At 57.7% G+C, this 22079-nt stretch carries 20 protein-coding genes; 8 read left to right on the top strand and 12 right to left on the bottom strand.

What is annotated here, in order from left to right; genetic code table 11:
• Positions 1-127: 127 nt before the first annotated feature.
• Positions 128-676: a hypothetical protein gene (locus tag GOV90_RS11850; RefSeq protein WP_171092270.1), complete on the bottom strand. Its 549-nt coding sequence runs from the start codon at positions 674-676 to the stop codon at positions 128-130.
• Between the two features lie 137 nt (positions 677-813).
• Positions 814-1440 carry a J domain-containing protein gene (locus tag GOV90_RS11845; protein WP_171092268.1) on the bottom strand — a complete coding sequence of 209 codons (627 nt, stop codon included), beginning with the start codon at positions 1438-1440 and terminating at the stop codon, positions 814-816.
• A gap of 108 nt (positions 1441-1548) precedes the next feature.
• Here GOV90_RS11845 and GOV90_RS11840 point away from each other — a divergent pair, with 108 nt between their 5' ends.
• On the top strand, positions 1549-1803 hold the full coding sequence (locus GOV90_RS11840; protein WP_171092266.1) for a BolA family transcriptional regulator: 255 nt from the start codon (positions 1549-1551) through the stop codon (positions 1801-1803).
• 12 nt (positions 1804-1815) lie between these two features.
• Here GOV90_RS11840 and GOV90_RS11835 read toward each other — a convergent pair whose 3' ends face one another.
• The 7 genes from GOV90_RS11835 to pepN form a co-directional block, all read right to left on the bottom strand.
• Positions 1816-2892, bottom strand: a complete 1077-nt coding sequence (locus GOV90_RS11835; RefSeq protein ID WP_171092263.1) for a PLP-dependent cysteine synthase family protein — start codon at positions 2890-2892, stop codon at positions 1816-1818.
• Positions 2893-3221: 329 nt separating this feature from the next.
• On the bottom strand, positions 3222-3641 hold the full coding sequence (locus GOV90_RS11830) for a DUF4177 domain-containing protein (RefSeq protein ID WP_171092262.1): 420 nt from the start codon (positions 3639-3641) through the stop codon (positions 3222-3224).
• Between the two features lie 80 nt (positions 3642-3721).
• The gene (gene pepT, locus GOV90_RS11825; protein ID WP_171092259.1) at positions 3722-4978 is read right to left on the bottom strand and encodes a peptidase T; all 1257 of its coding nucleotides are present in this window, start codon (positions 4976-4978) and stop codon (positions 3722-3724) included.
• A gap of 147 nt (positions 4979-5125) precedes the next feature.
• A complete protein-coding gene (gatB, locus tag GOV90_RS11820) occupies positions 5126-6637 on the bottom strand; it encodes an Asp-tRNA(Asn)/Glu-tRNA(Gln) amidotransferase subunit GatB (protein ID WP_171092258.1) in 1512 nt (503 codons plus the stop codon).
• Between the two features lie 81 nt (positions 6638-6718).
• Positions 6719-7978, bottom strand: a complete 1260-nt coding sequence (locus GOV90_RS11815; RefSeq protein ID WP_171092256.1) for a hypothetical protein — start codon at positions 7976-7978, stop codon at positions 6719-6721.
• Between the two features lie 129 nt (positions 7979-8107).
• Positions 8108-8536, bottom strand: a complete 429-nt coding sequence (locus GOV90_RS11810; protein ID WP_171092254.1) for a hypothetical protein — start codon at positions 8534-8536, stop codon at positions 8108-8110.
• Positions 8533-11085 carry an aminopeptidase N gene (gene pepN, locus GOV90_RS11805; RefSeq protein WP_171092252.1) on the bottom strand — a complete coding sequence of 851 codons (2553 nt, stop codon included), beginning with the start codon at positions 11083-11085 and terminating at the stop codon, positions 8533-8535. Before pepN ends, GOV90_RS11810 begins: the two co-directional genes overlap by 4 nt.
• A gap of 209 nt (positions 11086-11294) precedes the next feature.
• On the opposite strand from pepN, the gene GOV90_RS11800 reads away from it, so the two are divergent.
• The 5 genes from GOV90_RS11800 to GOV90_RS11780 all read left to right on the top strand — a co-directional run bounded on the left by GOV90_RS11800 (position 11295) and on the right by GOV90_RS11780 (position 16721).
• Positions 11295-13430: a malate synthase G gene (locus GOV90_RS11800; RefSeq protein ID WP_171092249.1), complete on the top strand. Its 2136-nt coding sequence runs from the start codon at positions 11295-11297 to the stop codon at positions 13428-13430.
• A gap of 78 nt (positions 13431-13508) precedes the next feature.
• Positions 13509-13934 carry a heme-binding protein gene (locus GOV90_RS11795; RefSeq protein ID WP_171092247.1) on the top strand — a complete coding sequence of 142 codons (426 nt, stop codon included), beginning with the start codon at positions 13509-13511 and terminating at the stop codon, positions 13932-13934.
• 219 nt (positions 13935-14153) lie between these two features.
• Complete coding sequence (locus tag GOV90_RS11790) at positions 14154-14930, top strand: gamma-glutamyl-gamma-aminobutyrate hydrolase family protein (RefSeq protein ID WP_171092245.1); 777 nt, start codon at positions 14154-14156, stop codon at positions 14928-14930.
• A gap of 493 nt (positions 14931-15423) precedes the next feature.
• Positions 15424-15831 carry a hypothetical protein gene (locus GOV90_RS11785; RefSeq protein WP_171105713.1) on the top strand — a complete coding sequence of 136 codons (408 nt, stop codon included), beginning with the start codon at positions 15424-15426 and terminating at the stop codon, positions 15829-15831.
• A 53-nt stretch (positions 15832-15884) separates the two neighbouring features.
• Complete coding sequence (locus GOV90_RS11780; protein WP_171105711.1) at positions 15885-16721, top strand: autotransporter outer membrane beta-barrel domain-containing protein; 837 nt, start codon at positions 15885-15887, stop codon at positions 16719-16721.
• A gap of 56 nt (positions 16722-16777) precedes the next feature.
• Here the strand turns inward: GOV90_RS11780 and GOV90_RS11775 are convergent, their stop codons facing one another.
• A complete protein-coding gene (locus tag GOV90_RS11775) occupies positions 16778-19018 on the bottom strand; it encodes a molybdopterin cofactor-binding domain-containing protein (protein ID WP_171092241.1) in 2241 nt (746 codons plus the stop codon).
• 3 nt (positions 19019-19021) lie between these two features.
• On the bottom strand, positions 19022-19486 hold the full coding sequence (locus GOV90_RS11770) for a (2Fe-2S)-binding protein (protein ID WP_171092238.1): 465 nt from the start codon (positions 19484-19486) through the stop codon (positions 19022-19024).
• 99 nt (positions 19487-19585) lie between these two features.
• Here GOV90_RS11770 and GOV90_RS11765 point away from each other — a divergent pair, with 99 nt between their 5' ends.
• On the top strand, positions 19586-20164 hold the full coding sequence (locus GOV90_RS11765) for a TetR/AcrR family transcriptional regulator (protein WP_171092236.1): 579 nt from the start codon (positions 19586-19588) through the stop codon (positions 20162-20164).
• On the opposite strand, the gene kynU is transcribed toward GOV90_RS11765, so the two are convergent.
• Positions 20157-21350, bottom strand: coding sequence for a kynureninase (gene kynU, locus GOV90_RS11760; protein WP_171092234.1), 1194 nt, complete (start codon positions 21348-21350; stop codon positions 20157-20159). The two genes, GOV90_RS11765 and kynU, sit on opposite strands and share 8 nt — an antisense overlap.
• Before the next feature lie 175 nt (positions 21351-21525).
• Here kynU and GOV90_RS11755 point away from each other — a divergent pair, with 175 nt between their 5' ends.
• Positions 21526-21975, top strand: coding sequence for an isoprenylcysteine carboxylmethyltransferase family protein (locus GOV90_RS11755; RefSeq protein ID WP_171092232.1), 450 nt, complete (start codon positions 21526-21528; stop codon positions 21973-21975).
• The last annotated feature ends 104 nt before the right edge of the window (positions 21976-22079 follow it).

Genomic DNA, 22079 nt, shown 5'->3' with positions numbered 1-22079 from the left:
CGGTCAAGCAAGTTAGTGCAAAGTTTGCTTCTCTAGATCGACTACCATCAATTTGAAATGAGGGCGGCACACAAAGTACGTCACAGCGCCGCGCGCAAACTTTAGCTTTGAAACGACGGTCACCTACTCATTGCGAAAACCAAAGCTCATCGTTACGAAAGCCGCCTTTCACGAGGCGATCCGCTTTCAAAACATCCGGAAACTCGTCCACCCAATCCCGAAACCGGTCATTTGTGATAATGCGTGCCTTGCTGTCCCGCGACGCTTGTAAAATCCAAGGATCCGCCGGCGTTCCTTTGGGTGCGATCATGACCTGCTTGGTGCGCAGGCCTAAAGCGCGGCTCAGCGCCCGGTCGTTCATGTATTCGCCGTCGAGCTTATAGCCGACATTTGCATCGAATACGACACCCGGTTTGAACCCGGCCGTCTTCAGCGCCGACAGCACCAGCCGCAATGTGCCCAGATCCGGCTTACCCTCTTTCCAATGGATCACGTTGGACCCGTCCACGATGATCCATGTGTTTGCCTTGCGCCACCTGAGCCACGCGCGCAGTCCCCAAACCAAGCTGATGACAATGAATAGCAGGCTCAGTTCTCGGGCGAACGCGAATTCAGGCGGAAGAAACGGGGCCGCGAAATAAACGCCCAGCGAACAAAGCAAAAGGAGGTATGGCATTCGCACAGCGGCTGCTCCGTTAATACCTGTGTTCAAACCCCACCATTATTGCGGGTATTGAACAAGGTTTCCCGTGAGCTTGATCGCAATCGGGCCGGGCAGTGTACATACAAAGCCACAGCTGTCGGATCGCAGAATTATTTAAAATTCCGGCTGTCCTTGATCTGATCCCAGGCCCAGACGACCTCTTGTAGCTGCTCTTCCTGCGAGCGATCACCGCCATTCATGTCCGGGTGCAAAACCTTAATCAGTTTCTTGTATGCCTTGCGTACTTCGGCCTTGGACCAGCTGTCATTGGCTTCCAGAATCTCGATCGCGCGGCGTTCGGTGGGGGGCAGGCGACGGCCACCACCGCCCGATGTGCGGCCTTTGTTTTGCGTGCTGTTGGCACCCAGAACCTGATGCGGGTCCTCGATACCCAGACGGGCCCAAGCGCGCGCTTCGGGGTCGCCCATCGGTTTTGTTTCGCGTTCCCACACTTTGTCTTTCGACCGTTGCGCGTTCAACTCGGCCTCTGTGGTGCCGTCGAAGAAGTTCCATTTCTGATTGTATTCGCGCACATGCTGCTGGCAGAACCAGAAGAAATCATCCAGCACATCCGGTGCCTTGGGCGCGCGGAACTTGCCCGGCTCGTTGCAGCCCTCATGATCACAGATCCGGACCGACGTCTCGGACGCGCCTGACATGCCCCGACGCCCGCGCGGGTTCTTTTTCTTGGCGCTGGAAACGGACATATCAAATCCGAAGGGGTCTGACTTCGTCATGCTCTCAATCCTCACGAACGCATCTTTTCGACTCGGAGGCAGCAGTTTAATCTAAGCAGCCGAAAGTAGAAGAGGGGGGCGGTAAAATTTTTACCGCTGAGCGAAAAAATGAGCGTGACCGACGAGATCCGAACCTGCCTGCAAGCCGCCTTTGACCCGCGCGAGCTTGAGGTGATCGACGACAGCGAAAGCCACCGCGGCCACGCGGGTTTTCAGGAAGGCGGCGAGAGCCATTTCAACGTCCGCATTCGCGCCGCCGCCTTTGAAGGGCAATCTCGCCTTGCCCGCCATCGTGCGGTTTACAAAGCTTTGGGTGATATCGTGCCCCGCATTCACGCGCTGGCGTTGGATATCGATACTTGAACGCGCAGAACGTCAGTCTGCGCTCATCTGCGCCGAGGGCGTTGATGCCGAAATCGCATATTCTTCTTCGGTCATGTCGTCCTCGATGCCTTCGAACAAAGGGGTCGACAAATAACGCTCGCCAGTGTCCGGCAGCATGACCAGGAAAACGGATCCTTCCGGTGCGGATTCGGCCATCTTCATCGCGACGGCAAAGGTCGACCCGCCCGAGATTCCGGTGAAAATACCTTCTTCCGAGGCAAGTCGGCGCGACCACGCGATCCCTTTGGGTCCGGGTACGGGGATCAGTTCGTCGTAATACTTATTGTCTATGGCTTCCTGCAGGACCCAAGGAATGAAGTCCGGCGTCCATCCCTGAATCGGGTGCGGCTCGAAATTCGGGTGGCTCTCGGTCGGCTGATGATCCCCGTTGCGGGTGTTAGTGTACCCCGATGACACGATGGCTGCATTGGCTGGTTCGGTCAGGATGATCTTCGTTTCGGGCCGCTCTTTCCGCAAGGCGCGCGAGACACCTGAAACTGTGCCGCCGGTCCCGTATCCTGTCACCCAGTAATCCAGCCGCTGCCCTTCGAAATCGGCAAGAACCTCCCGCGCAGTCGTGTTTTCGTGAATATCAGCATTGGCAGAGGTTTCGAACTGGCTGGCCAGAAACCACCCGTTTTCCTCGGCCAGTTCCTTGGCCTTGGTGTACATGCCAAACCCTTTTTGCGCCTTGGGGGTCAGAACGACCTTGGCCCCCAAAAACCGCATCAACTTGCGCCGCTCGACCGAAAAGCTCTCGGCCATCGTCACAACCAGAGGATAGCCCTTGGCCGCGCAAACCATGGCAAGTCCGATGCCGGTATTGCCCGAGGTTGCTTCGACAACGGTCTGGCCTGGTTTCAACCGCCCCTCGCGCTCTGCCGCTTCGATAATATTCAGCGCCAGCCTGTCCTTGACCGAACCAGCGGGATTGAACGCTTCGAACTTCACATAGACGGTTACATGATCTGGCGCGATACGATTGACTCGGATGCAAGGAGTGTCGCCCACGGTGTCCAGAATGCTGTCATAAAGGCGTGCCCGCCCTTGCGTCTGCCGAATAGCCATTTTGATGTCCCTCCCGGTTGTTCGATTAGCATGCCATAGATTTTCGGGGCGCGTATCCCTTTTTCAAATGGCGTGTCCTGCTTGTGCTCAAGTCACCGCCAGTCTTTTGACGCTTCTGTTCTTTTTCGGACGAGATCACGCATAGACAGGCGTCTGTTCCGGTCATTTGCAACCGGAGTGCGCTGGAACCCGCGCGGGACAAGCCTAGACGCGGGTTCCGCCGGGCAACCTGTGTTGAAAGCGTGGCAAATGACTAAGGATGTTGGATTTATCTCAAAACAGCAGGTGGTCTAGTGCCCTGACTCAGATACCCAACCCTTCGACATAGACTAAGATTTTGAAGCGTCATCGGCCTCGGATACTTCATCAGACCGTTTCAACGACAACGGCGGTTCATCCGCTTCCGCCGCAATCGGTTTCGGCGCCTGAACCTCGTCGGGGCCCGGAACCGGCTGGGCCAAAGGGGTGCTGTCCATATCTGGTGCTGTACCGATTTCGGATGCGTCAACTTCTTCTTCCACCACGCGCCGAAACACCAGCACGTTACGCCAGTTCGTTGTCGATCCGGTCAGGCCCGCGCGTTCCTCGCTGGGTAGCAGCTCGGCGCGGTGGTATTCCCAGCCGTCCTGACCCATCTGGTTCAGGACCTGTTCAACCGAGACCGCAAAGCGGCCCTCGGGTGTTTTCACCCCTTTGGCTTTGACACCTTTTTGCGGGGCGGGGATCACCTTGTATTCGTAGCGCTGCATCAACTGTTCCTAAACACCTGTTCGCGCCAAACTAACACGCTGATCCCCGAGTGAAAGAGCCGTTGCCCAACCGGCGGAATTCAGCCCTGATGATTGCCGCCTGCCTGTGCTGCCTTGGTCACAACCGAAAGGCACAGCTCAGTCGCCAGTGCCATGTCTTGTACTGAAATCCATTCCATCGGTCCGTGAATGCATTGCATCCCAGTGAACAGGTTGGGGCAAGGGGTGCCGAATTCGGTCAGGCGCGACCCGTCGGTGCCGCCACGGATCGGGACGGACAGAGGTTCGATCCCCAATTCGCGGCAGGCATCGCGGGCCAGATCGACCGGTGTCATGTCATTTTCCAGCCAATAGCGCATATTGCGATACTGATGGCTGATCTCGCAGGTGATATTTGCGCGTGGTTCGGTGGCCTGTACGGCGGCACAAACCTGTCGCACGATGTTGCGCTGGGCTTCCAGTGCGTCCATTTCGAAATCACGCAGGATCAGCTTGATCTCCATCTCGGACGAGCCGCCATTCATGTCGGTGACATGGATGAATCCCTCGCGCCCATCTGTGGTTTCCGGAGTCATGGTGGCCTGAGGTAGCGTTTGAACGATTTTTGCAGCCAGATGTGCAGCGTTCACCATTTTGTCTTTCGCCAAACCGGGATGGATCGAAACGCCTTCGATCTTGATCACCGCACGGTCGGCTGAAAAGCTTTCGTACTCGATCTCACCGACTTCCTGACCGTCCAGAGTATAGGCGAAATCCGCGCCCAGATCCTTGGGCAGCTGTTCGGTTACGCCGCGCCCGATCTCTTCATCCGGGGTAAAGCCGATGCGGATCGGTCCGTGTGCAATATCCGGGTTTTCGATCAGGTGCCGTGCCATGGTCATCAGAATCGACACGCCCGCCTTGTCATCCGCACCCAGCAGGGTTGTGCCCGAGGCGGTTATCAGGTCATGGCCAATTTTCTCGGCCAGATAGGGGTTTTCTTCCGGTGACAGGACCAGATCAGGATCGTCTGGGAATGAGATATCGCCGCCATTGTATCCCTTGATCACCCGTGGCTTGACGCCTGTGGCGTTGAACTGTGGGGCGGTATCCACATGCGCCAAAAAGCCCACTGTCGGCCCCGGAGCGGTTCCGGGAATGGTCGCAACCACCACGCTGTCGCCTGTGACTTCGATATCCTGAGCGCCGATCTGGGCCAGTTCATCGCGCAACAGATTCAGCATGTCGAACTGGATTTGCGTGCTGGGGGTTGTGGGGGAAGTCTCGTCGCTCTGACTGTCGATGGCCGCATACCGCACCAGCCGGTCCTCGAGTTCCTGATCAAATCTGTTCTGCATGATACCTCACCTTTCTGGAGGCGAAGAAAGGACGCGAACAGCGGGAAGTCAAGCCGATGGCTTGACCCCAAGTCTTAAGATTTCGTGAGAATATGACGTGTACAAATCCACGCGTTTCCGCTGGCAGACCTGTACAAATCAACCGGGTTACGAGCCCAGCTTTTTGCTGACCAATTCGTTCACGGCCTTCGGGTTCGCTTTGCCGCCGGTTGCTTTCATGACCTGACCGACAAACCAACCCGCCAGTTTCGGGTTAACTTTAGCCTTTTCAACCTGTGCCGGATTGGCAGCGATGATTTCATCCAGAGCAGCTTCGATGGCGCCGGTATCGGTCACTTGCTTCATGCCGCGGTCTTCAACGATCTGCGCGGGATCACCGCCTTCGGTATAGACGATTTCGAACAGGTCTTTGGCGATCTTGCCCGAAATGGCATCCGACGAGATCAGATCGATGATCCCACCCAACTGTGCCGGGGAAACCGGCGAGTCGGTGATGTCGTGGTCTTCTTTTTTAAGACGGCCGAACAACTCGTTGATCACCCAGTTCGCAGCCAGTTTGCCGTTGCGACCCTTGGCGACGTCTTCGAAATACGCGGCAGATTCCACCTCGGCGGTCAGAACCGATGCGTCATAGTCGGTCAGGCCAAATGCGCTGATAAAACGTGCTTTTTTCTCGTCGGGCAGTTCAGGCAGCTTCGCGGCGATGTTATCGACCCACGCTTGCTCGATTTCCAGCGGCAGCAGATCAGGGTCGGGGAAGTAACGATAATCATGCGCCTCTTCCTTGGACCGCATCGAGCGGGTCTCACCCTTGTCCGGGTCATACAGGCGGGTTTCCTGTTCGACCTCACCACCCCCTTCGACGATGGCGATCTGGCGGCGGGCTTCGACTTCAATCGCCTGCTGGATGAACCGCATCGAGTTCATGTTCTTGATCTCGCAGCGCGTGCCCAAATGCGAGAAATCCTGCGTTTCCTGATACTTCTCATAGGCACCCGGCAAACAGATAGAGACGTTGACGTCCGCCCGCAGGTTGCCGTTTTGCATGTTGCCATCACAAGTGCCCAGATAGCGCATGATCTGGCGCAGCTTGGCGATATAGGCGGCAGCCTCTTCCGGCCCGCGAATATCTGGGCGGCTGACGATCTCCATCAGACAGACGCCGGTCCGGTTCAGGTCGACGAAGGACATATGCGGGTCCATGTCGTGGATCGATTTACCCGCGTCCTGCTCCATGTGGATGCGTTCGATGCGAACCATGCGTGCGGTGCCGTCACCCATCTCAACCAGCACTTCGCCTTCGCCCACGATAGGGTGGTACAGCTGCGAAATCTGATAGCCCTGCGGCAGGTCAGGGTAGAAATAGTTCTTACGGTCGAACGCCGATTTCAGGTTTATATCCGCCTTCAGGCCCAGCCCTGTGCGCACAGCTTGCTCAACGCAGTATTCGTTGATCACCGGCAGCATCCCCGGCATCGCCGCGTCCACGAAAGCCACGTTCGAGTTCGGTTCGGCTCCGAATTGGGTCGACGCACCCGAGAACAGCTTGGCATTAGACGAGACCTGAGCGTGCACCTCCATCCCGATCACCAGTTCCCAATCGTGCTTGGCCCCGGCAATGGTCTTGGGTTTGGGCATTTCGTATGTCAGATCGAGCATGGCGCGCCTCATTTCCGCAGAAGTCTAAGCCTGCGTATTAGGCCCGGCAGGGCCTAGGGGCAAGGGGGAATCCTGACGCGTTCAGTTCTGGGAAAACTGCAGGCCGGTTGGAGTGAAGGTCACGTCCATACCACTGCGCAATTCTTCCCTGAACAGATCCGAGATCGCCCGCAAGGCATCCCGCTGACCCCGCGCGGCAAACCGCTCGGGCGAGTTGATGCGCACCGAGTTGTTGAAGCCTGCTGTCGCGTGGGCCCAGATCAATGGGTGCAACTCGGTCAGGTGATCGCGGATCAGCCAGTTCGCAGTATCGCGCATTTGTGCGCGGAACTGGTCGGCTTGTTCGTTCTGGCCTCGTCCGTTCTGGATGGTGATTGCACAATAGGCCGACAGCATGTTGATCATTTGCTGATCGGGCCGCAGTCGCACGATGTCGCGTAAACCGTCCAGGAAATACTCGGTATCGACCCGCGCACAGGCTTCTTCATCCAACGCAATGGCGTCGAACTGAACCCAAGTGTAGCCGCCAGCACCCCAGACATCTTGGGTCCGAGCCGCTGTGCGCATCGCTTGCAATTCCAATTCATCGTAGCTTCCGAACCACCGGGGCAACAGATGGCTGCCCATGGCGCGCATGTGCCGTTGGTTGCGCGGATCCAGCGTGATCAGGCGCTCATATTCATCAGACACCCGCGCGTTGGCGCGGCGTTGACCGGCCAAAAGCGCGCAGCCTGCCGCAGCAATCAGCGGGCTGTCCGGGGCATCAGTCCGGCATTTGGGCAAGATCGACGCGGCCCGGTCGAAATGTGCCGCACAGCGCGAACGGTGCAAGGGCGGCAGTGCCGTGTCTGACGCTGTACCACGCCACGCCCAGGCCAGATCGATATGGGCAAGTGCCACAACGGCGGCGATCATTGGGTCATCAGGATTGTCCGCCATTTCGCCTTCAAGCTCAGATATGCCTCCCAACAGGTCGTAATCCGAAATGGCTTTGCCGTCCGTCAGTGCGTGTTCCGCAGCCAGAACCACATCCGATCTTGCCCCAAACGCCAGAAGATCGGCAATTGGCATCCCGTCCGACACGGCAACGCGATCCTGATCTGCGGTTCGCATTTCCTTGGACAGGTCGGTCCAACGATCCTGCCTGGCCAAATAGCGGCCATGTTCGATTGTGGAATGTCCGATCAGGTTTTCATTACCCGTTTGCACAACAGGAATGTTGAGTTGTCCTTGTTCAGGCAAGGCAGCCGCCAACGCAGACTTCGTCGCGCACAATTCTGGTGCGGCAGGAGCGGATGAGGCTGAGGGTTGGGCAAACATTGCCCGAAACGACCGAAACATGGCGAAACTCAAAAACTGTAAAAACACTTAACGTCTTTCAAATCTGGCGAGATATTGGGCTCAGATCAAGTTAAATGCTTAGCAGTTTTCGGTTTTTGTGTCCAATTTACCGGTCAGAGGCTCAGTGTTTCAGAAAACAGTAAAATGATGGCGCTCAACACGGAACCCGGCCTGTGTCAGGACCGGTTCAAGGTCTCGATGCGGCGGGAGCGACTCATCGGGTAAACGGATTCGTTTGCCCGAATGCAGAACGATGGAAACGCGTACCGACAAGTCCCACCGCGTGTCAAACCGGAAAAAATCAATGTCCTGCAGCAGGACCTCTGCCTGGCGCTTGCCGGTAAACCAGCGTATGGCGGCCGCATCGATCTGCACGCCGGCGCGCGTATTCTGGATCACGTCCCACACAGCTGGTAGGGTGCCCAATGCCAGCAGCCATACCATCCACCAGGCGGCATCGAACAGGACGACCAGAGCCATCAAACCGGAATAGACCGCAGCCAGAATGACCAATGTTCGCGTGTTTCGGTTCTGGCGGGCGAATGTGAATTCAGTCATGCGCCAAGGATACGCGATACCATTTCACTGGTGTCACGCGACAAGTTCGGGGTTCCAGCAATGCGAGAAAGCTGCGCACGCATCAGGTCCTGACGGTCGGCATCATACCGTTTCCACGTTTGAAATGCCGAACACATGCGTGCAGTGGTTTGCGGATTCACTGGATCCAGTCGGATCAGCCAATCAGCCAGCAGGGCATAGCCAGCCCCGTCAGGCTGATGGAACCCGGCATGATTCATCGCTAGCGCGCCCATAACGGCGCGGAACCGGTTGGGGTTCTTCCAGTTGAAGTCGGCATGTTGTGTCAGAGATTGTGCCACGCCGGGTGTCGCCTCGGGTGCAGCCATTGTCACCTGCAGGCCAAACCATTTGTCCATAACCAGTCGGTCATGCTGCCACTGGTTGTAGAACGCAGCGAGTTCTGTTTCTCCTTTGCGCGCGCGCAACAGACAAGACAGGGCAGTCAATTGCAGGGTCATGTTATCTGCGTTGCCATACGCCTCAGCCGCCATTGCCCCGCCATCCAGTCGGGTGGTCAGCGCCAGCGCGGCGCTGCCAAGGGCGCGTTTGCCGGATTGCGCAGCGTCCGGCGCATAGGGGCCATCCACCAAGGCTTCGCTGTGTAGCCGGGGCAACAGATCCTGTACGTGCTGGGCCGTGGCCTGCCGCAGTGTCTCTACCGCGGACCAGATCACCATCGGATCAGGGGTTTGGCCGCGCTCGTACAAGGTTGCCGCCAGCTCGGATTGCGTCGGCAGCCTAAGCATTAGGGCCCGGTAGGCTGGGTCCAATTCTCCGTCACGCAGCACGGCCAGCAGACCATCGAGGTAATCGGCATCCGGCGCGGCATCATCCTGGATCATTCGCAGCAAAGTATCCTGCGCCAGAGACCGCCCAGCCTGCCAACGGTTGAAGGGGTCGGTGTCATTTGCCAGCAGAAACGCCCGCTCGGCGTTGCTGACGTCATGCTCAAGAATAACCGGCGCTGAGAAATCACGCAGGATCGACGGTGTGGGTTTTGCGGCCAGCCCGGTGAATTGAAAGCTTTGCTCAGCTTCCGTCAGTTCCAACACTTCGGTCGGGCGGACCTCATCCCCATTTGCACCTAACAGGCCCACAGCAACCGGGATCACTTGAGGTTGCTTTTCATTTTGCCCCGGCGTCGGCTCGGTGCGCTGTTTCAACGTCAGGGTATAAATGCCGTCCGCCCAGTCTTCCGAAACGGTGACGCGTGGCGTGCCCGATTGGCTGTACCAGCGTTTGAATTGGGTCAGGTCGCGGCCTGTGGTGTCTTCGAATACCTTGATCCAATCTTCGATGGTGCAGGCTTGGCCGTCGTGGCGCTCAAAATACAGGTCCAGTGCTTTGGTATAGGCTTCGTCCCCGACCAAACGTTTCAACATTCCGATTACTTCAGCACCTTTCTCATAGACGGTCGCGGTGTAGAAGTTGTTGATCTCCTGAAAGCTCTCGGGCCGTACCGGGTGTGACAGGGGGCCGTTGTCTTCGGGGAACTGGCGCGCGCGCAGATCGATGGCGTCGTGGATGCGTTTCACAGGGGCCGAGCGCATGTCGGATGTGAACTGCGCATCGCGGAATACCGTCAGTCCTTCTTTCAGACACAGCTGAAACCAGTCGCGGCAGGTGATGCGGTTGCCGGTCCAATTGTGGAAATACTCATGTGCGATGATTGCTTCGATGCGTTCGAAATTCGCATCGGTCGAGGTTTCGGGGCTTGCCAGAACAGCCGAGGAGTTGAAGATGTTCAGCCCCTTGTTTTCCATCGCTCCCATGTTGAAATCGTCCACGGCGACAATGTTGAACACGTTTAGATCGTATTCGCGGCCATAGACGTCTTCGTCCCATTTCATCGACTTTTTCAAGGCTTCCATGCCAAAGGCGCATTTGCCTTCATCGCCGGGACGAACCCACAGGTTCAATTCCACTTCGCGGCCCGACTTGGTGGTGTATTGGTTGTGATGGGCGATTAGGTCGCCTGCAACCAGAGCAAACAGATAGGCCGGTTTTGGCCATGGGTCGGTCCATTCGGCCCAGCCGTCGCCCTTGCCCGACGGGTTGCCGTTGGACAGCAGTACGGGAAGGTCGCCATTGATGCGTACGGTAAAGGTGGACATCACGTCCGGGCGGTCGGGGTAGTAGGTGATCTTGCGAAACCCCTCTGCCTCGCATTGCGTGCAATACATGCCGTTTGACATGTAAAGCCCTTCCAGCGCGGTGTTATTGCCGGGATCGATCTCGACCTCGGCCTCCCAGATGAAGGGCGCATCCGGTACGGCAGCGGTCAGGCCCTTTTCGGTTACATCCGGCGCGATCTCTGCACCGTCGATTGCAGCGCGGATCAGCGTCAGGTCTTCCCCATGCAGAAAGAATGTTCGGTCCTTGGCATCAGGATTCGGGCGAAAGGCGACGCGCGATGTGACCCGGGTGGCATGGTCGGCAAGGTCGAAGGTCAGGTGCACGCTATCCACCAAATAACCGAACGGCGTGTAGTCCTTCAGGTAAATTGTTGTGGGGGCAGCGTCGCGCATCTTGGGCCTCGTCTCCTTACTGGTTTGGCGCGACGTTAGGGGCTTCGTACAGGGGCTGCAACTGGCCTACGTCACTCGCTTGCTGATTTTAAGGCGGCTTTTTGAAGGACCGAATACTGCTAATCACTCGACAAAAGTTGCCTATCGGAAACTTTCCCCCTAAATGCACCTGAGCATACAGTGGCACACAATCGCGGGAGAGCGGGAACATGACTGGCAGACACACCCTGAACGGGCTGCAGATCGATCCGATTTTGGCAGAGTTTATCGAGACGCAAGCACTGCCAGGAACCGGTGTGTCCGCGCAGCAGTTTTGGGCAGGCCTGGCGCGATTGGTGAACGATTTGGGGCCGAAGAATCGCGACCTTCTAGCGAAACGGTCTGAAATTCAAAGCCGTATCGACGGCTGGCATATGGCCCGCAAGGGGCAGGAGATTGATCCTGCCGAATACCAGACTTTCCTGAAAGAGATCGGTTATCTGGTCCCAGAAGGGGATGGGTTTCAGATCGAGACGGCAAACGTGGATCCCGAGATTGCCCTTACCCCCGGTCCCCAACTTGTGGTGCCGATCACCAATGCCCGTTTTGCCTTAAATGCTGCCAATGCCCGTTGGGGCAGTCTGTACGACGCGCTTTACGGAACTGACGCTATGGGTGATTTGCCAGCGGGCGGTGGCTATGATGCCGCGCGCGGGGCGCGTGTGATCGCATGGGCCAAAGCCTTTCTGGACGACGTCGTACCACTGGCGTCCGGGTCTTGGGCGGACGTGTCCAGCCTTACAGTGAAGGACGGAGGATTGGTTCCTGCGCTGGGCGACCCCGCGCAATTTGCCGGGTTTGGTGGTGCGGCGGACAAACCGGAATTCGTGCTGCTGAAGAACAATGGCCTGCACATCCAGATCATGATCGATCCTTCCAGTACCATTGGCGCAACCGATCCCGCTGGCATCGCGGATGTCCGGCTCGAGTCAGCGCTGTCGACGATTATGGATTGCGAAGACTCGGTGGCTTGTGTTGATGCCGCCGACAAAGTTGTCGCATACGGCAACTGGCTGGGTTTGATGAAGGGCGACCTTACCGAAGAAGTCACGAAGGGCGGCACGACATTCACTCGCAAACTTGCGGACGACCTGAGTTTCACCACGCCGTCGGGCGATCAGGCCGCGCTGAAAGGCCGGTCGCTGATGTTGGTACGTAACGTAGGTCACCTGATGACCAACCCGGCTGTGCTGGACGCTGAAGGGCGCGAGATTGGTGAAGGGCTGATGGATGCCCTCTGCACTACGTTGATCGCCATGCACGATATGAAGCGCGAAGGCGGTAACTCGGTCGAAGGTTCGGTCTACGTCGTAAAGCCCAAGATGCACGGGCCCAAGGAAGTTGCGTTCTCGGTCGAGATTTTCGACATGGTCGAAGACATTCTTGGCTTGCCCCGCAACACCGTGAAGCTGGGCATCATGGATGAGGAACGGCGCACTTCGGCCAACCTCAAAGAGTGTATTCGGGCGGCGAAGTTGCGCGTGGCGTTCATCAACACCGGGTTTTTGGACCGGACCGGGGATGAGATTCATACCTCGATGGAAGCCGGTCCGATGCTGCCAAAAGGCGATATCAAGAACACGCCCTGGATCGCGTCCTACGAGGACCGCAATGTCGACATCGGTCTGGCCTGCGGCCTGAAAGGCAAAGCGCAGATTGGCAAGGGCATGTGGGCGATGCCGGATCGCATGGGCGACATGCTGGACGCCAAGATCGGACACCCGATGTCTGGCGCAACCTGCGCCTGGGTGCCTTCGCCAACCGCCGCGACACTGCACGCGACGCATTATCACAAGGTTGATGTGCTGGCCCGACAGGATGAACTGGCCGCCGGAGGCGCGCGCGGTAAGCTAGATGACCTGCTGACCGTTCCGCTGCTGGGTGGTCGGAACCTGAGCGAAGATGAAATCACTCGTGAGATCGAAAACAACGCTCAGGGCATTCTGGGCTATGTGGTGCGCTGGGTCGATCAGGGCGTGGGCTGCTCCAAGGTGCCGGATATCAACGACATCGGCCTCATGGAAGACCGCGCAACCTGCCGGATTTCGTCTCAGGCGCTGGCCAATTGGCTGCACCATGGCATCGTGGACGAAGCGCAGGTCATGGCCGCGATGCAGAAGATGGCGGCTGTTGTGGATCGTCAGAACGATAGCGACCCAAGCTACACGCCTATGGCGCCAAGCTTTGACGGCATTGCCTTTCAGGCGGCCTGCGATCTGGTGTTCAAGGGGCGGGTGCAGCCTTCGGGCTATACCGAGCCGGTTCTGCACGCCCGTCGTCTGGAGTTGAAGGCAAGCCAGGCGTAAGCGGTTCGGGTCGGGGCAAGGGGTATGTCTACCCCTTGTTTTCCAAAGAAGATTTTATCCAAATGAAAGGGATCAGGGATGGCTATTTCTTTGCGCAAGGCGCGCACCATCATTCGTAAGGCTCTCGAGAAGGGGCGCGAGATGGAGTTGAAGCCTCTGTCCGCTGTGGTTCTGGACGCGGGCGGTCATGTTATCGCCTTCGAACGCGAAGACGGTGCCGCCCCGGGTCGTTTCGCGATTGCGCATGGCAAGGCCTACGGCTCGGTCATGTTGGGCATGGCCGGGACCGCGCAGATGCAACGCGCCGAGGCGCAGGCCTATTTCATGGCCGCAGTGAATGGCGTCTATGGCGGGCAGGTTGTGCCGGTTCCAGGTGGTGTTCTGTTACGCGACCGAAAAGGCGCTGTCATCGGGGCTGTCGGAGTAACAGGTGACACTTCGGACAATGATGCGATTGCCGCAATGGCTGGAATTGAGGCAGCCGGTTTGATTGGTGAGATTTAAGTCTCCGCTTGGTTTGTCCTGCCAATGCCAAAACTTTGGAATTATTTCCCGGTTGATAGATTTTCTCGGGAAATAATTCCATACAAAGTGTCTTTTGGGGGATTGTATTGTGCGTCCCTGAACACGTCCCTGCGCTGTCATGCAGGGCGTGTATTCTTGCACGTCTGAGAGGCTGCCGCTAGCTTCCATGTTAAGCAATGGAACAACAAGGAAAGCGGAATGTCTCGTCCTGTCGTCGGTATCATCGGCAACTCGTATCTTATGAATGACCAATACCCGACACATGCGGGTGGGACGATGAACTCGGACGCGGTTGCCAATGTGTCGGGATGTCTGCCGCTGCTGATCCCTGCGGACCCGCGCTATGTGACGGTTGATGAGTTGCTGTCGGTATGCGACGGCTTTCTGCTGACCGGCGGACGCCCGAATGTTCATCCAGAAGAATACGGCGAACCCGAAACCGAAGCGCATGGAGAGTTCGACCGGGCACGCGACGCCATCACCCTGCCACTGGTTCGGGCCTGTGTGGAACGTGGGCAGCCCTTTATGGGCATTTGCCGCGGGTTTCAGGAGGTCAACGTGGCGATGGGTGGAACACTGTATCCCGAAATTCGCGATCTACCGGGCCGGATGAATCATCGGATGCCGCCCGACGGTACGCTGGAAGAGAAGTTTGCGCTGCGGCATGTGGTGACACTGGATGAGGGCGGAGTGTTCCATAAAGTGTTTGGCGCGACCGAGGTCATGACCAACACCCTACATGGGCAGGGCATCAAGACCATTGGCGAACGCGTCGTCATCGAAGGTCACGCGCCCGACGGCACGCCCGAGGCGATCTTTATCAAAGACGCGCCTGGCTTTACGCTGTCTGTTCAGTGGCACCCGGAATGGGATGCCATCAACGACCCGGTGTCGCGCCCTCTGTTCGAGGCTTTTGGAAACGCTGTCCGGGTTTGGAATCGTGGCGGTTGTACTGCGATCAAGCAGTCTGCTTAACTGTACTTGCCCGCTGCTCTCTTGAGTCACGTCACTGCATCGCAACATTCAAATATTTATTTCTGAGGTCCGTCGACTAACCTTTTGAGCTAACCAGCGGGTCTGAGAGCCTGTCGCTGTTGACATGAAACAGGGCAGGATCGAGCGATGAGCGAGTCAACCCAAAGGCGAAGAGGCCGGACAAGGCTGCTTGCGGGAACATTGATAGTGTTTTCCGGTTTCGCGGCTGAGGCGGTCGCGCAGCAATGTGGCTCTCTGGGAGAATTGTTCTATATCGGGCGCACGCCCGACTCATCCTCTTCGGTGTGGTTGTCAGCGACAGAGCAAGGCGACTATCGCCTCGAAGCTGCGCAACGGAACACAACAGTAGACACCTGGACCAAGTCCCGTCGAGGTGTTCATCTGAGCTTTTCACCCTTTGTTTCGAATGGAAACGGTGGAGTGCACCGGTTGTTTGCAGTTGGCGGAGCACCTAATGGCCGGGATTGCCTGATTGATACGCAAAATCAACAACGAAACTGGAGCTTGCCCGGTGGCGGTGGTGGCTCTGGTGGCGGTGGCGGTTCAGGTGGCTCCGGTGGCGGCTTTGGCGGCGGCGGTGGTTCTGGTGGATCCGGCGGCGGCTTTGGCGGTGGCGGCGGCTCTGGCGGTTCCGGAGGTGGTTTTGGAGGCGGCGGTGGTTCTGGTGGATCCGGTGGCGGCTTTGGCGGCGGCGGTGGTTCTGGCGGTTCCGGAGGTGGATTTGGTGGTGGCGGCGGTTCTGGTGGATCCGGCGGCGGCTTTGGCGGTGGCGGCGGTTCTGGCGGGACCGGTGGTGGTTTTGGTGGAGGTGGAACAACGGCTACTTTGCCTCGTACGCAACCCCAAGGTGCTTCTGCAGGGGCATATGCTGTCGGCGTAGAGTGCGTTGACGCGGCGACGGGTAAACTCGACGCGGCACTTTGTGATCCCACTGTGACAGCGCCCCTTGCAGGCCCCCCTTTGACAGAGGGCCGTGATCTTGCACCGCCATCCACGTGGAATGTGTGGACAGACTTCACCTATACCGAAATCGAAGACACGCGCGGTGTCACGGAAGTCGACGTAAACGACAATTATTTTGCGGCAGGTTTCGACAGGCTTGTCACGCCGGACTTGGTCATTGGATTTCAGGTTGAATACGAAGACATTGATGTCGAAGGGTTTCAGGGCCAGTTCAGACAAGACACCAAAGGGTTGGCCGTCGGGCCATATTTTGCGTGGCGTATGTCCGAGAGGTGGGTGCTGAACGGGTTGGCGACTGTAGGAGAGTTTTCAACGGATGCAAACGTCTTGGGATTGACTGGTGATTTTGATCGCACGCGTTGGCGTGCCAATCTGGAAGCTGTTGGCCAATATGAGGTCGGGCGATTCCTGCTGCGCCCGTCGGTTGCCTTTGACTACTACAATTACAGCGCGGAAGACTATGATCTGAGCGGTAGTTTGGCAGGGGTTCCGGTCAACATCATTGGTGAAGTTGCTTCTGCGACTTACAGCGCCTTGACGCCTGAGTTGGAAGTTAGCAGGCCATTTGTCACGTCACGATCGATTGTATCTCCATTCGCGACGCTAAGCGCAACGTACTGGTTGGACCGTGACGATATTGGCATTGGCGGGGGATCACAGACTGATTTGACCTGGGCCACACGTGTCGGGGTTCGCGGACGCGCAAGTGAAGCCGTCTTTTTCGAAGCAACGCTGGGTTATCTGAGTTTGTTCGAGGATGATCTGGACGCAACGGAAGCGTCGATTTTCCTGTCAGTCAATTTCTGATGCTAAGTGCAAAAAGTAAAAACGCCGGCTCATGTCATTGAGCCGGCGTTTTGTTATCAAACCAGCAGGTTGAACTGGTTGATCAGCGGCAGGCTGCGGGCACGTTCTCCGGTCAGATCAAACAGGGCATTTCCGAGCGCGGGCATCGAGGGGGGCGTGCCGGGCTCTCCTGCGCCACCCATGTGGCGGTTGGTCTCGAGAACGCGCACCTCGACCTGCGGGGTCGTGTGCATGCGCATGGCGTCATAGTCAGGGAAGTTGAACTGCTCGGCTTCACCGTCTGCAAAGGTGATCTCGCCATAACACGCGGCGGACAGGCCATAGATCATACCGCCGAACATCTGCGCTTTGACGTTGTCAGGATCCAGCGCCAGCCCCATGTCGCAGGCGATCCAAGCCTTGTTGATGCGGATGGTGCCGTCCTCGTCGGCAACCTCGATCACTTGTGCCACGGGTGTGCCAAAGCTGTAGGTAAAGGCGACGCCGCGGCCTACGCCATCAGGCGTTTTGCCGGTCCAGCCCGACATCTCTTTCACGGCTTCAAGACATCCGGCAGACGGGGCGTGTTCGGATTTCATCAGTTCAAGCCGGAACTCCAGCGGATCGCGCCCAGCTGCATGGGCCATTTCATCCATGAAGGTTTCATGGAAAAAGCCATTGTGGCTGTTTCCGACCGAGCGCCAGAAGCCCACCGGGACGGCCAGATCCGCGATATGACCACTCATGCGGTAGTTCGGCACGGCGTAGGGTTGGTTGAAGAACCCTTCGACCAGCACCTTGTCGGGGCCGCCACCGGGGAAGCCGGTGTAGCGTTCAACCGCCTGCTGGGTTGGGGATTGCGAAGCAACCTTGCCGTCGATCAGAAAGGCTTTGCCGTCGTGAACCGCGCCGCGCATCCGGGCAATGGCTCCAGGGCGGTAAAAATCATGGCGCATGTCTTCTTCACGGCTCCAGGTCGTTTGAACCGGCGTGCCGGGCATGGCCATTGCAACCTTGGTGGCGATCTCACCAAAGTCCAGTTCGCCCCGGCGACCAAATCCGCCACCCAGATATGTGGTGTGAATCTGCACTGCCTCGGTGTCCAGATTGGCGGTGTTCGCGACGCGGAACTGAATCAGGGTCGGGGCCTGGTTGCCGCACCACAACTCCACAGCGTTTCCGGTATATAGCGCGGTGGCATTCATCGGTTCCATCGTGGCGTGGGCCAGATAGGGCACTTGGTATTCAGCGGTGATTTCCGTCGCGCCCTCGGGGGTCACGCTGACATCGCCATCGTCGCGCATGGTCGAATTCGGCGCGTCGTCAAACGCCTCGGCTATCTTGGCAAAGATACCGTCGGTGTCCGGCGGGTAGGGCGCATCGCCCCAGTCAACGTCGATGGCCTCGACCGCCTGGTTTGCCAACCAGGTGTTGTTGGCGATCACAGCCACACCTGTGCCCAGATCGACAATTTTCTCGACCCCCGGCATGGATTTTGCTGTGCTGTCGTCAAAGCCATTCATCGCGCCGCCCAGTTTGGGATTCATGCGCACGGCCGCGAATTTCATGCCCGGAAGGCGGACATCCACGCCGAATTCGGCGGTGCCGGTAACCTTGCCAACCATGTCCAGACGCGGTTGGGTCCGGCCCAGATAGCGCCATTCGGACGGATCGCGCAGAGACACTTCAACCGGTTCCAATCCAGCCGCATCTTCGGCAAGTTCGGAATAGGCGATCTTGTCGCCGTTGGGTGCAATAACATGGCCCGAGGCTGTTTGCAGGTCAGAAGGGTCAACGCCTAACCGGTCTGCGGCCGCACGTTTCAGCGTTTCGCGCGCCGAAGCACCTGCTTGCCGCATCCGCTCGAACCCGTCTTTCATCGAGGTCGAACCACCGGTGACCTGCAGGCTCAGCGTCTTGCCCAGAACACCCAGTGCCTCACCCAGATTGTGCTGGAAATTCGAGATGTCATAACCCTTGTTGGGCAATCCTTCGCCCACCAGGGCCGAGTTGTAATACGCTGCGGCCGCCGGGCCATGCAGGACGGTGATCTGATCCAGATCGACGTCAAGTTCCTCGGCAATCAGTGCGGCCCATGTAGTTTTCACGCCCTGACCCATTTCAGCGCGTGGGGCGAACAGGGTGACGCCATTCTGGTCAATCAGCACAAACGGGTTCAACGCCGCTTCACCTTCGCCGGGTTTCAACGGGTTGGCGGCTGGGCGGGTGACGTAATACGCGCCAAAGGCTACGCCGCCAACAATTGCGGCAGAGCCGATCAAGAACGTGCGGCGGAGGATCTTACCAACTTTTCCCATGACTTACGCCTCCTTCAGCTTGCCAGCGGCATCGTGAATCGCTGCACGAATTCGGGGGTATGTGCCACAGCGGCAGAGGTTACCCTGCATCGCGTCGTCAATGTCAGTATCGGTGGGCGAAGGGTTTTCTGCCAGCAAGGCGGCAGCCTGCATGATCTGTCCAGACTGGCAGTAGCCGCATTGCGCAACCTGATGATCGACCCAGGCTTGTTGAAGCGCGGACAATGCATCCGGTGCACCAATGCCTTCGATTGTGGTCACGTCACCCCAAACATCCGACAACGCGACCTGACAGGATCGCACGGCCTCGCCGTCGATATGAACGGTGCATGCTCCGCAGGCGGCAACGCCGCAGCCGAATTTGGTGCCGGTCAACCCGACCTCATCCCGCAGAACCCAGAGCAGGGGGACGTCATCAGGCAAGTCCACCTGATGTTGCTTTCCATTGATCTTAAGGGCCGTCGCCATGGCGCACCTCTCGTTGCTGTGGCTGGTTTCTGACATAATTAGCGAAAAGTGTCAGGGTGTCAATTGACAATTTAATCAAAAAGTGTCAGTTCTTCAGACATGAAAGACACGACTGACGATTCACGGCAAAAGGCGATCCTGAACTCGGCGTTTCAAGCCTTTTCTACGTACGGGTATCGCAAGACCTCGATGGACGATATTGCGCGCGGTGCGGGGATGTCCCGGCCTGCAGTCTATCTGCACTACAAGAACAAAGAGGCAATCGTCAGCAAGCTGACGGAGTTATACTATGCCGAAAAAACCGTCGCTGTGGCGCAGGCACTGGCGACACAAGGATCGGTGCCCGAGGTGTTGATCCGCGCGATACAGGCTCAGACGGACGGGATGGCGAAAATTCTGGCCTCGCCACATGGGCTTGAAATACTGGACAACACCAAGTCTTTGTCTTCGGAAATCATCGCTGCGGGTGAGACAAAGCTGGCGGGACTATACGCAGACTGGCTGGCGCGGCAGGAACAGGCGGGCCGCGTGCGTCTGCTGGTTGACGCGGCCGAGACCGGGCGAACGATCGCGGCCACGCTCAAGGGGCTAAAGCTGATCGGTGCAGGGGCAGAGGTCTACGAACAGCAGGTGGCGCAGGTTGCCGCCCTTTTTGGTGCGGGGCTTGAGGTCAGGTAACGCGCTGACGAACCTTGTATTCAGGCGTGTCCCACAGCTTGTTCTGCATGACATCGGCCAGAATCTCGGTTGCCTTGATCACATCGCCTTCGTCGATATAGAGCGGCGTGAAGCCAAACCGCATGATATCTGGCGCACGGAAGTCGCCGATCACGCCACGCGCGATCAGGGCCTGCATTGCGGCATAGCCTTCCTCGAAACGGAATGAGACCTGACTGCCACGTAACTCTGGTGTGCGTGGGCTGGCCAGTTTCAACTCGGGGCAGGTTGCCTCAACACGGCTGATGAACAACTCGGTCAATTCAATGGACTTTGCCCGGACATCGGTCATTTCTGCCATATCCCATATATCCATGGCCGCGGACAACGCCGTCATTTGGATCACGGGGGGCGTGCCGACGCGCATGCGTTCGATCCCGTTGCCGGGGCGATAGTCCAGATCAAAGGCAAACGGGGCTTCGTGTCCAAGCCAACCGGACAGGGCAGGTCGCACTGTTTCCGCCAGTCGTGGCGCGACATAGATAAAGGCCGGGGCACCGGGACCGCCGTTGAGGTATTTATATGTGCAACCCACAGCAAAGTCGGCATTGCAGCCTGCAAGATCGACCGGAATTGCCCCGGCCGAATGTGCCAGATCCCATACGGTGACGACGCCATTGGCATGAGCCAATTCGGTCAGGGCTTTCATGTCATGCATTCTGCCCGATCGGTAATCCACTTCGGTCAGCATCAAGACCGCTATCTCTTCCGTGATAGCAGCGGCCACGTCCTCGGGATCCACAACGCGCAGTTCATACTCTTCACCCAGCGAACGCAGCAGACCGTCGGCCATGTACAGATCAGATGGGAAATTGCCATTGTCTGACAGAACCACTTTGCGCGTGGGGTTGAGCTCCAGCGCGGCGGCGACGGCCTGATACACTTTGATCGACAAGGTATCGCCTGTGACAACACTGCCCTGTTCGGCACCGATCAGACGTCCGATGCGGTCGCCCAGCCCGGTGGGTAATCCCATCCAACCGGCCTTGTTCCAACCGGTAATCAACATCTGCCCCCACTCATCTGTCAGCATCTCCTGTACGCGCGAGGTCGCTGATTTAGGCAGAGGCCCAAGAGAGTTGCCGTCAAGATAAAGGATACCTTCGGGTAGAGAGAACATGGCTTTGGTTGCGGCGAAATCGGTCATGAAAGCTCGTTTTTTGTGTTTGTCTGTCGCTGTTTGCCCTCGGGCGTACCCGATCCAAACTAACCTGTCCACTGATGCGACATCGTGGGGTTTTGCTATTCTGTTCTGAAAACGATAGGACAGCGCCCAGAAACGACACGTATCTTTACGTTACGTCATCCACAAAGGACCAACTATGCGCTGGATCGATGTTCCCCCTGTGTGGCTTGCGGGCTTTATCCTTCTGGCATGGTTGCAGGGCCGGTACGTGGGATTGGGCCTGTCGCTTGAAGGCGGGCTGACCGACCTGATCAGTGGTGTTTTGATCGGAGGTGGCGTCCTGTTGGCGGTTATGGCAGTTGTCGAATTCCGCCGACATCAGACCACTGTCATTCCGCATGAAACACCAAGTGCGATGGTGCAATCCGGAATTTACAAACGCAGCCGCAACCCAATCTATTTGGGTGATGTGCTGATCCTGGCGGGTCTGATCCTGCGGTTTGATGCTGTCCTTTCGCTGGTGCTGGTGCCCGTCTTTGTGTGGGTGCTCGAACGTCGGTTCATTTTGCCTGAAGAGGATCGCCTGCGTCGCACCTTCCGCGCAGATTTTGCACGCTATGAGCGCAAAACGCGTCGGTGGGTGTAAGAGGGGCTGGCTCATGACACAACGTAACCGATGCTGCGCTTGCGAAATAAAATTACGCAAGATACATCTTTTCTTAACAAACCATACCCGAGGACCTGCTCGGC

It is taken from the genome of Ruegeria sp. HKCCA5929 (genome assembly GCF_013034525.1).
Taxonomy (GTDB): domain Bacteria; phylum Pseudomonadota; class Alphaproteobacteria; order Rhodobacterales; family Rhodobacteraceae; genus Ruegeria.
This window is presented reverse-complemented; position numbering and strand designations above follow the sequence as displayed.

Bases quoted from the DNA above. Each gene is read 5' to 3' on its own strand.
- GOV90_RS11810 (WP_171092254.1), bottom strand. From the start codon at position 8,536: ATGACTGAATTCACATTCGCCCGCCAGAACCGAAACACGCGAACATTG.
- GOV90_RS11765 (WP_171092236.1), top strand. From the start codon at position 19,586: ATGAAAGACACGACTGACGATTCACGGCAAAAGGCGATCCTGAACTCG.
- GOV90_RS11755 (WP_171092232.1), top strand. From the start codon at position 21,526: ATGCGCTGGATCGATGTTCCCCCTGTGTGGCTTGCGGGCTTTATCCTT.
- GOV90_RS11775 (WP_171092241.1), bottom strand. From the start codon at position 19,018: ATGGGAAAAGTTGGTAAGATCCTCCGCCGCACGTTCTTGATCGGCTCT.
- pepT (WP_171092259.1), bottom strand. From the start codon at position 4,978: ATGCAGAACAGATTTGATCAGGAACTCGAGGACCGGCTGGTGCGGTAT.
- GOV90_RS11790 (WP_171092245.1), top strand. From the start codon at position 14,154: ATGTCTCGTCCTGTCGTCGGTATCATCGGCAACTCGTATCTTATGAAT.
- GOV90_RS11850 (WP_171092270.1), bottom strand. From the start codon at position 676: ATGCCATACCTCCTTTTGCTTTGTTCGCTGGGCGTTTATTTCGCGGCC.
- GOV90_RS11800 (WP_171092249.1), top strand. From the start codon at position 11,295: ATGACTGGCAGACACACCCTGAACGGGCTGCAGATCGATCCGATTTTG.
- gatB (WP_171092258.1), bottom strand. From the start codon at position 6,637: ATGCTCGATCTGACATACGAAATGCCCAAACCCAAGACCATTGCCGGG.
- GOV90_RS11835 (WP_171092263.1), bottom strand. From the start codon at position 2,892: ATGGCTATTCGGCAGACGCAAGGGCGGGCACGCCTTTATGACAGCATT.
- GOV90_RS11770 (WP_171092238.1), bottom strand. From the start codon at position 19,486: ATGGCGACGGCCCTTAAGATCAATGGAAAGCAACATCAGGTGGACTTG.
- GOV90_RS11795 (WP_171092247.1), top strand. From the start codon at position 13,509: ATGGCTATTTCTTTGCGCAAGGCGCGCACCATCATTCGTAAGGCTCTC.
- GOV90_RS11840 (WP_171092266.1), top strand. From the start codon at position 1,549: ATGAGCGTGACCGACGAGATCCGAACCTGCCTGCAAGCCGCCTTTGAC.
- kynU (WP_171092234.1), bottom strand. From the start codon at position 21,350: ATGACCGATTTCGCCGCAACCAAAGCCATGTTCTCTCTACCCGAAGGT.
- GOV90_RS11830 (WP_171092262.1), bottom strand. From the start codon at position 3,641: ATGCAGCGCTACGAATACAAGGTGATCCCCGCCCCGCAAAAAGGTGTC.
- GOV90_RS11815 (WP_171092256.1), bottom strand. From the start codon at position 7,978: ATGTTTCGGTCGTTTCGGGCAATGTTTGCCCAACCCTCAGCCTCATCC.
- pepN (WP_171092252.1), bottom strand. From the start codon at position 11,085: ATGCGCGACGCTGCCCCCACAACAATTTACCTGAAGGACTACACGCCG.
- GOV90_RS11845 (WP_171092268.1), bottom strand. From the start codon at position 1,440: ATGACGAAGTCAGACCCCTTCGGATTTGATATGTCCGTTTCCAGCGCC.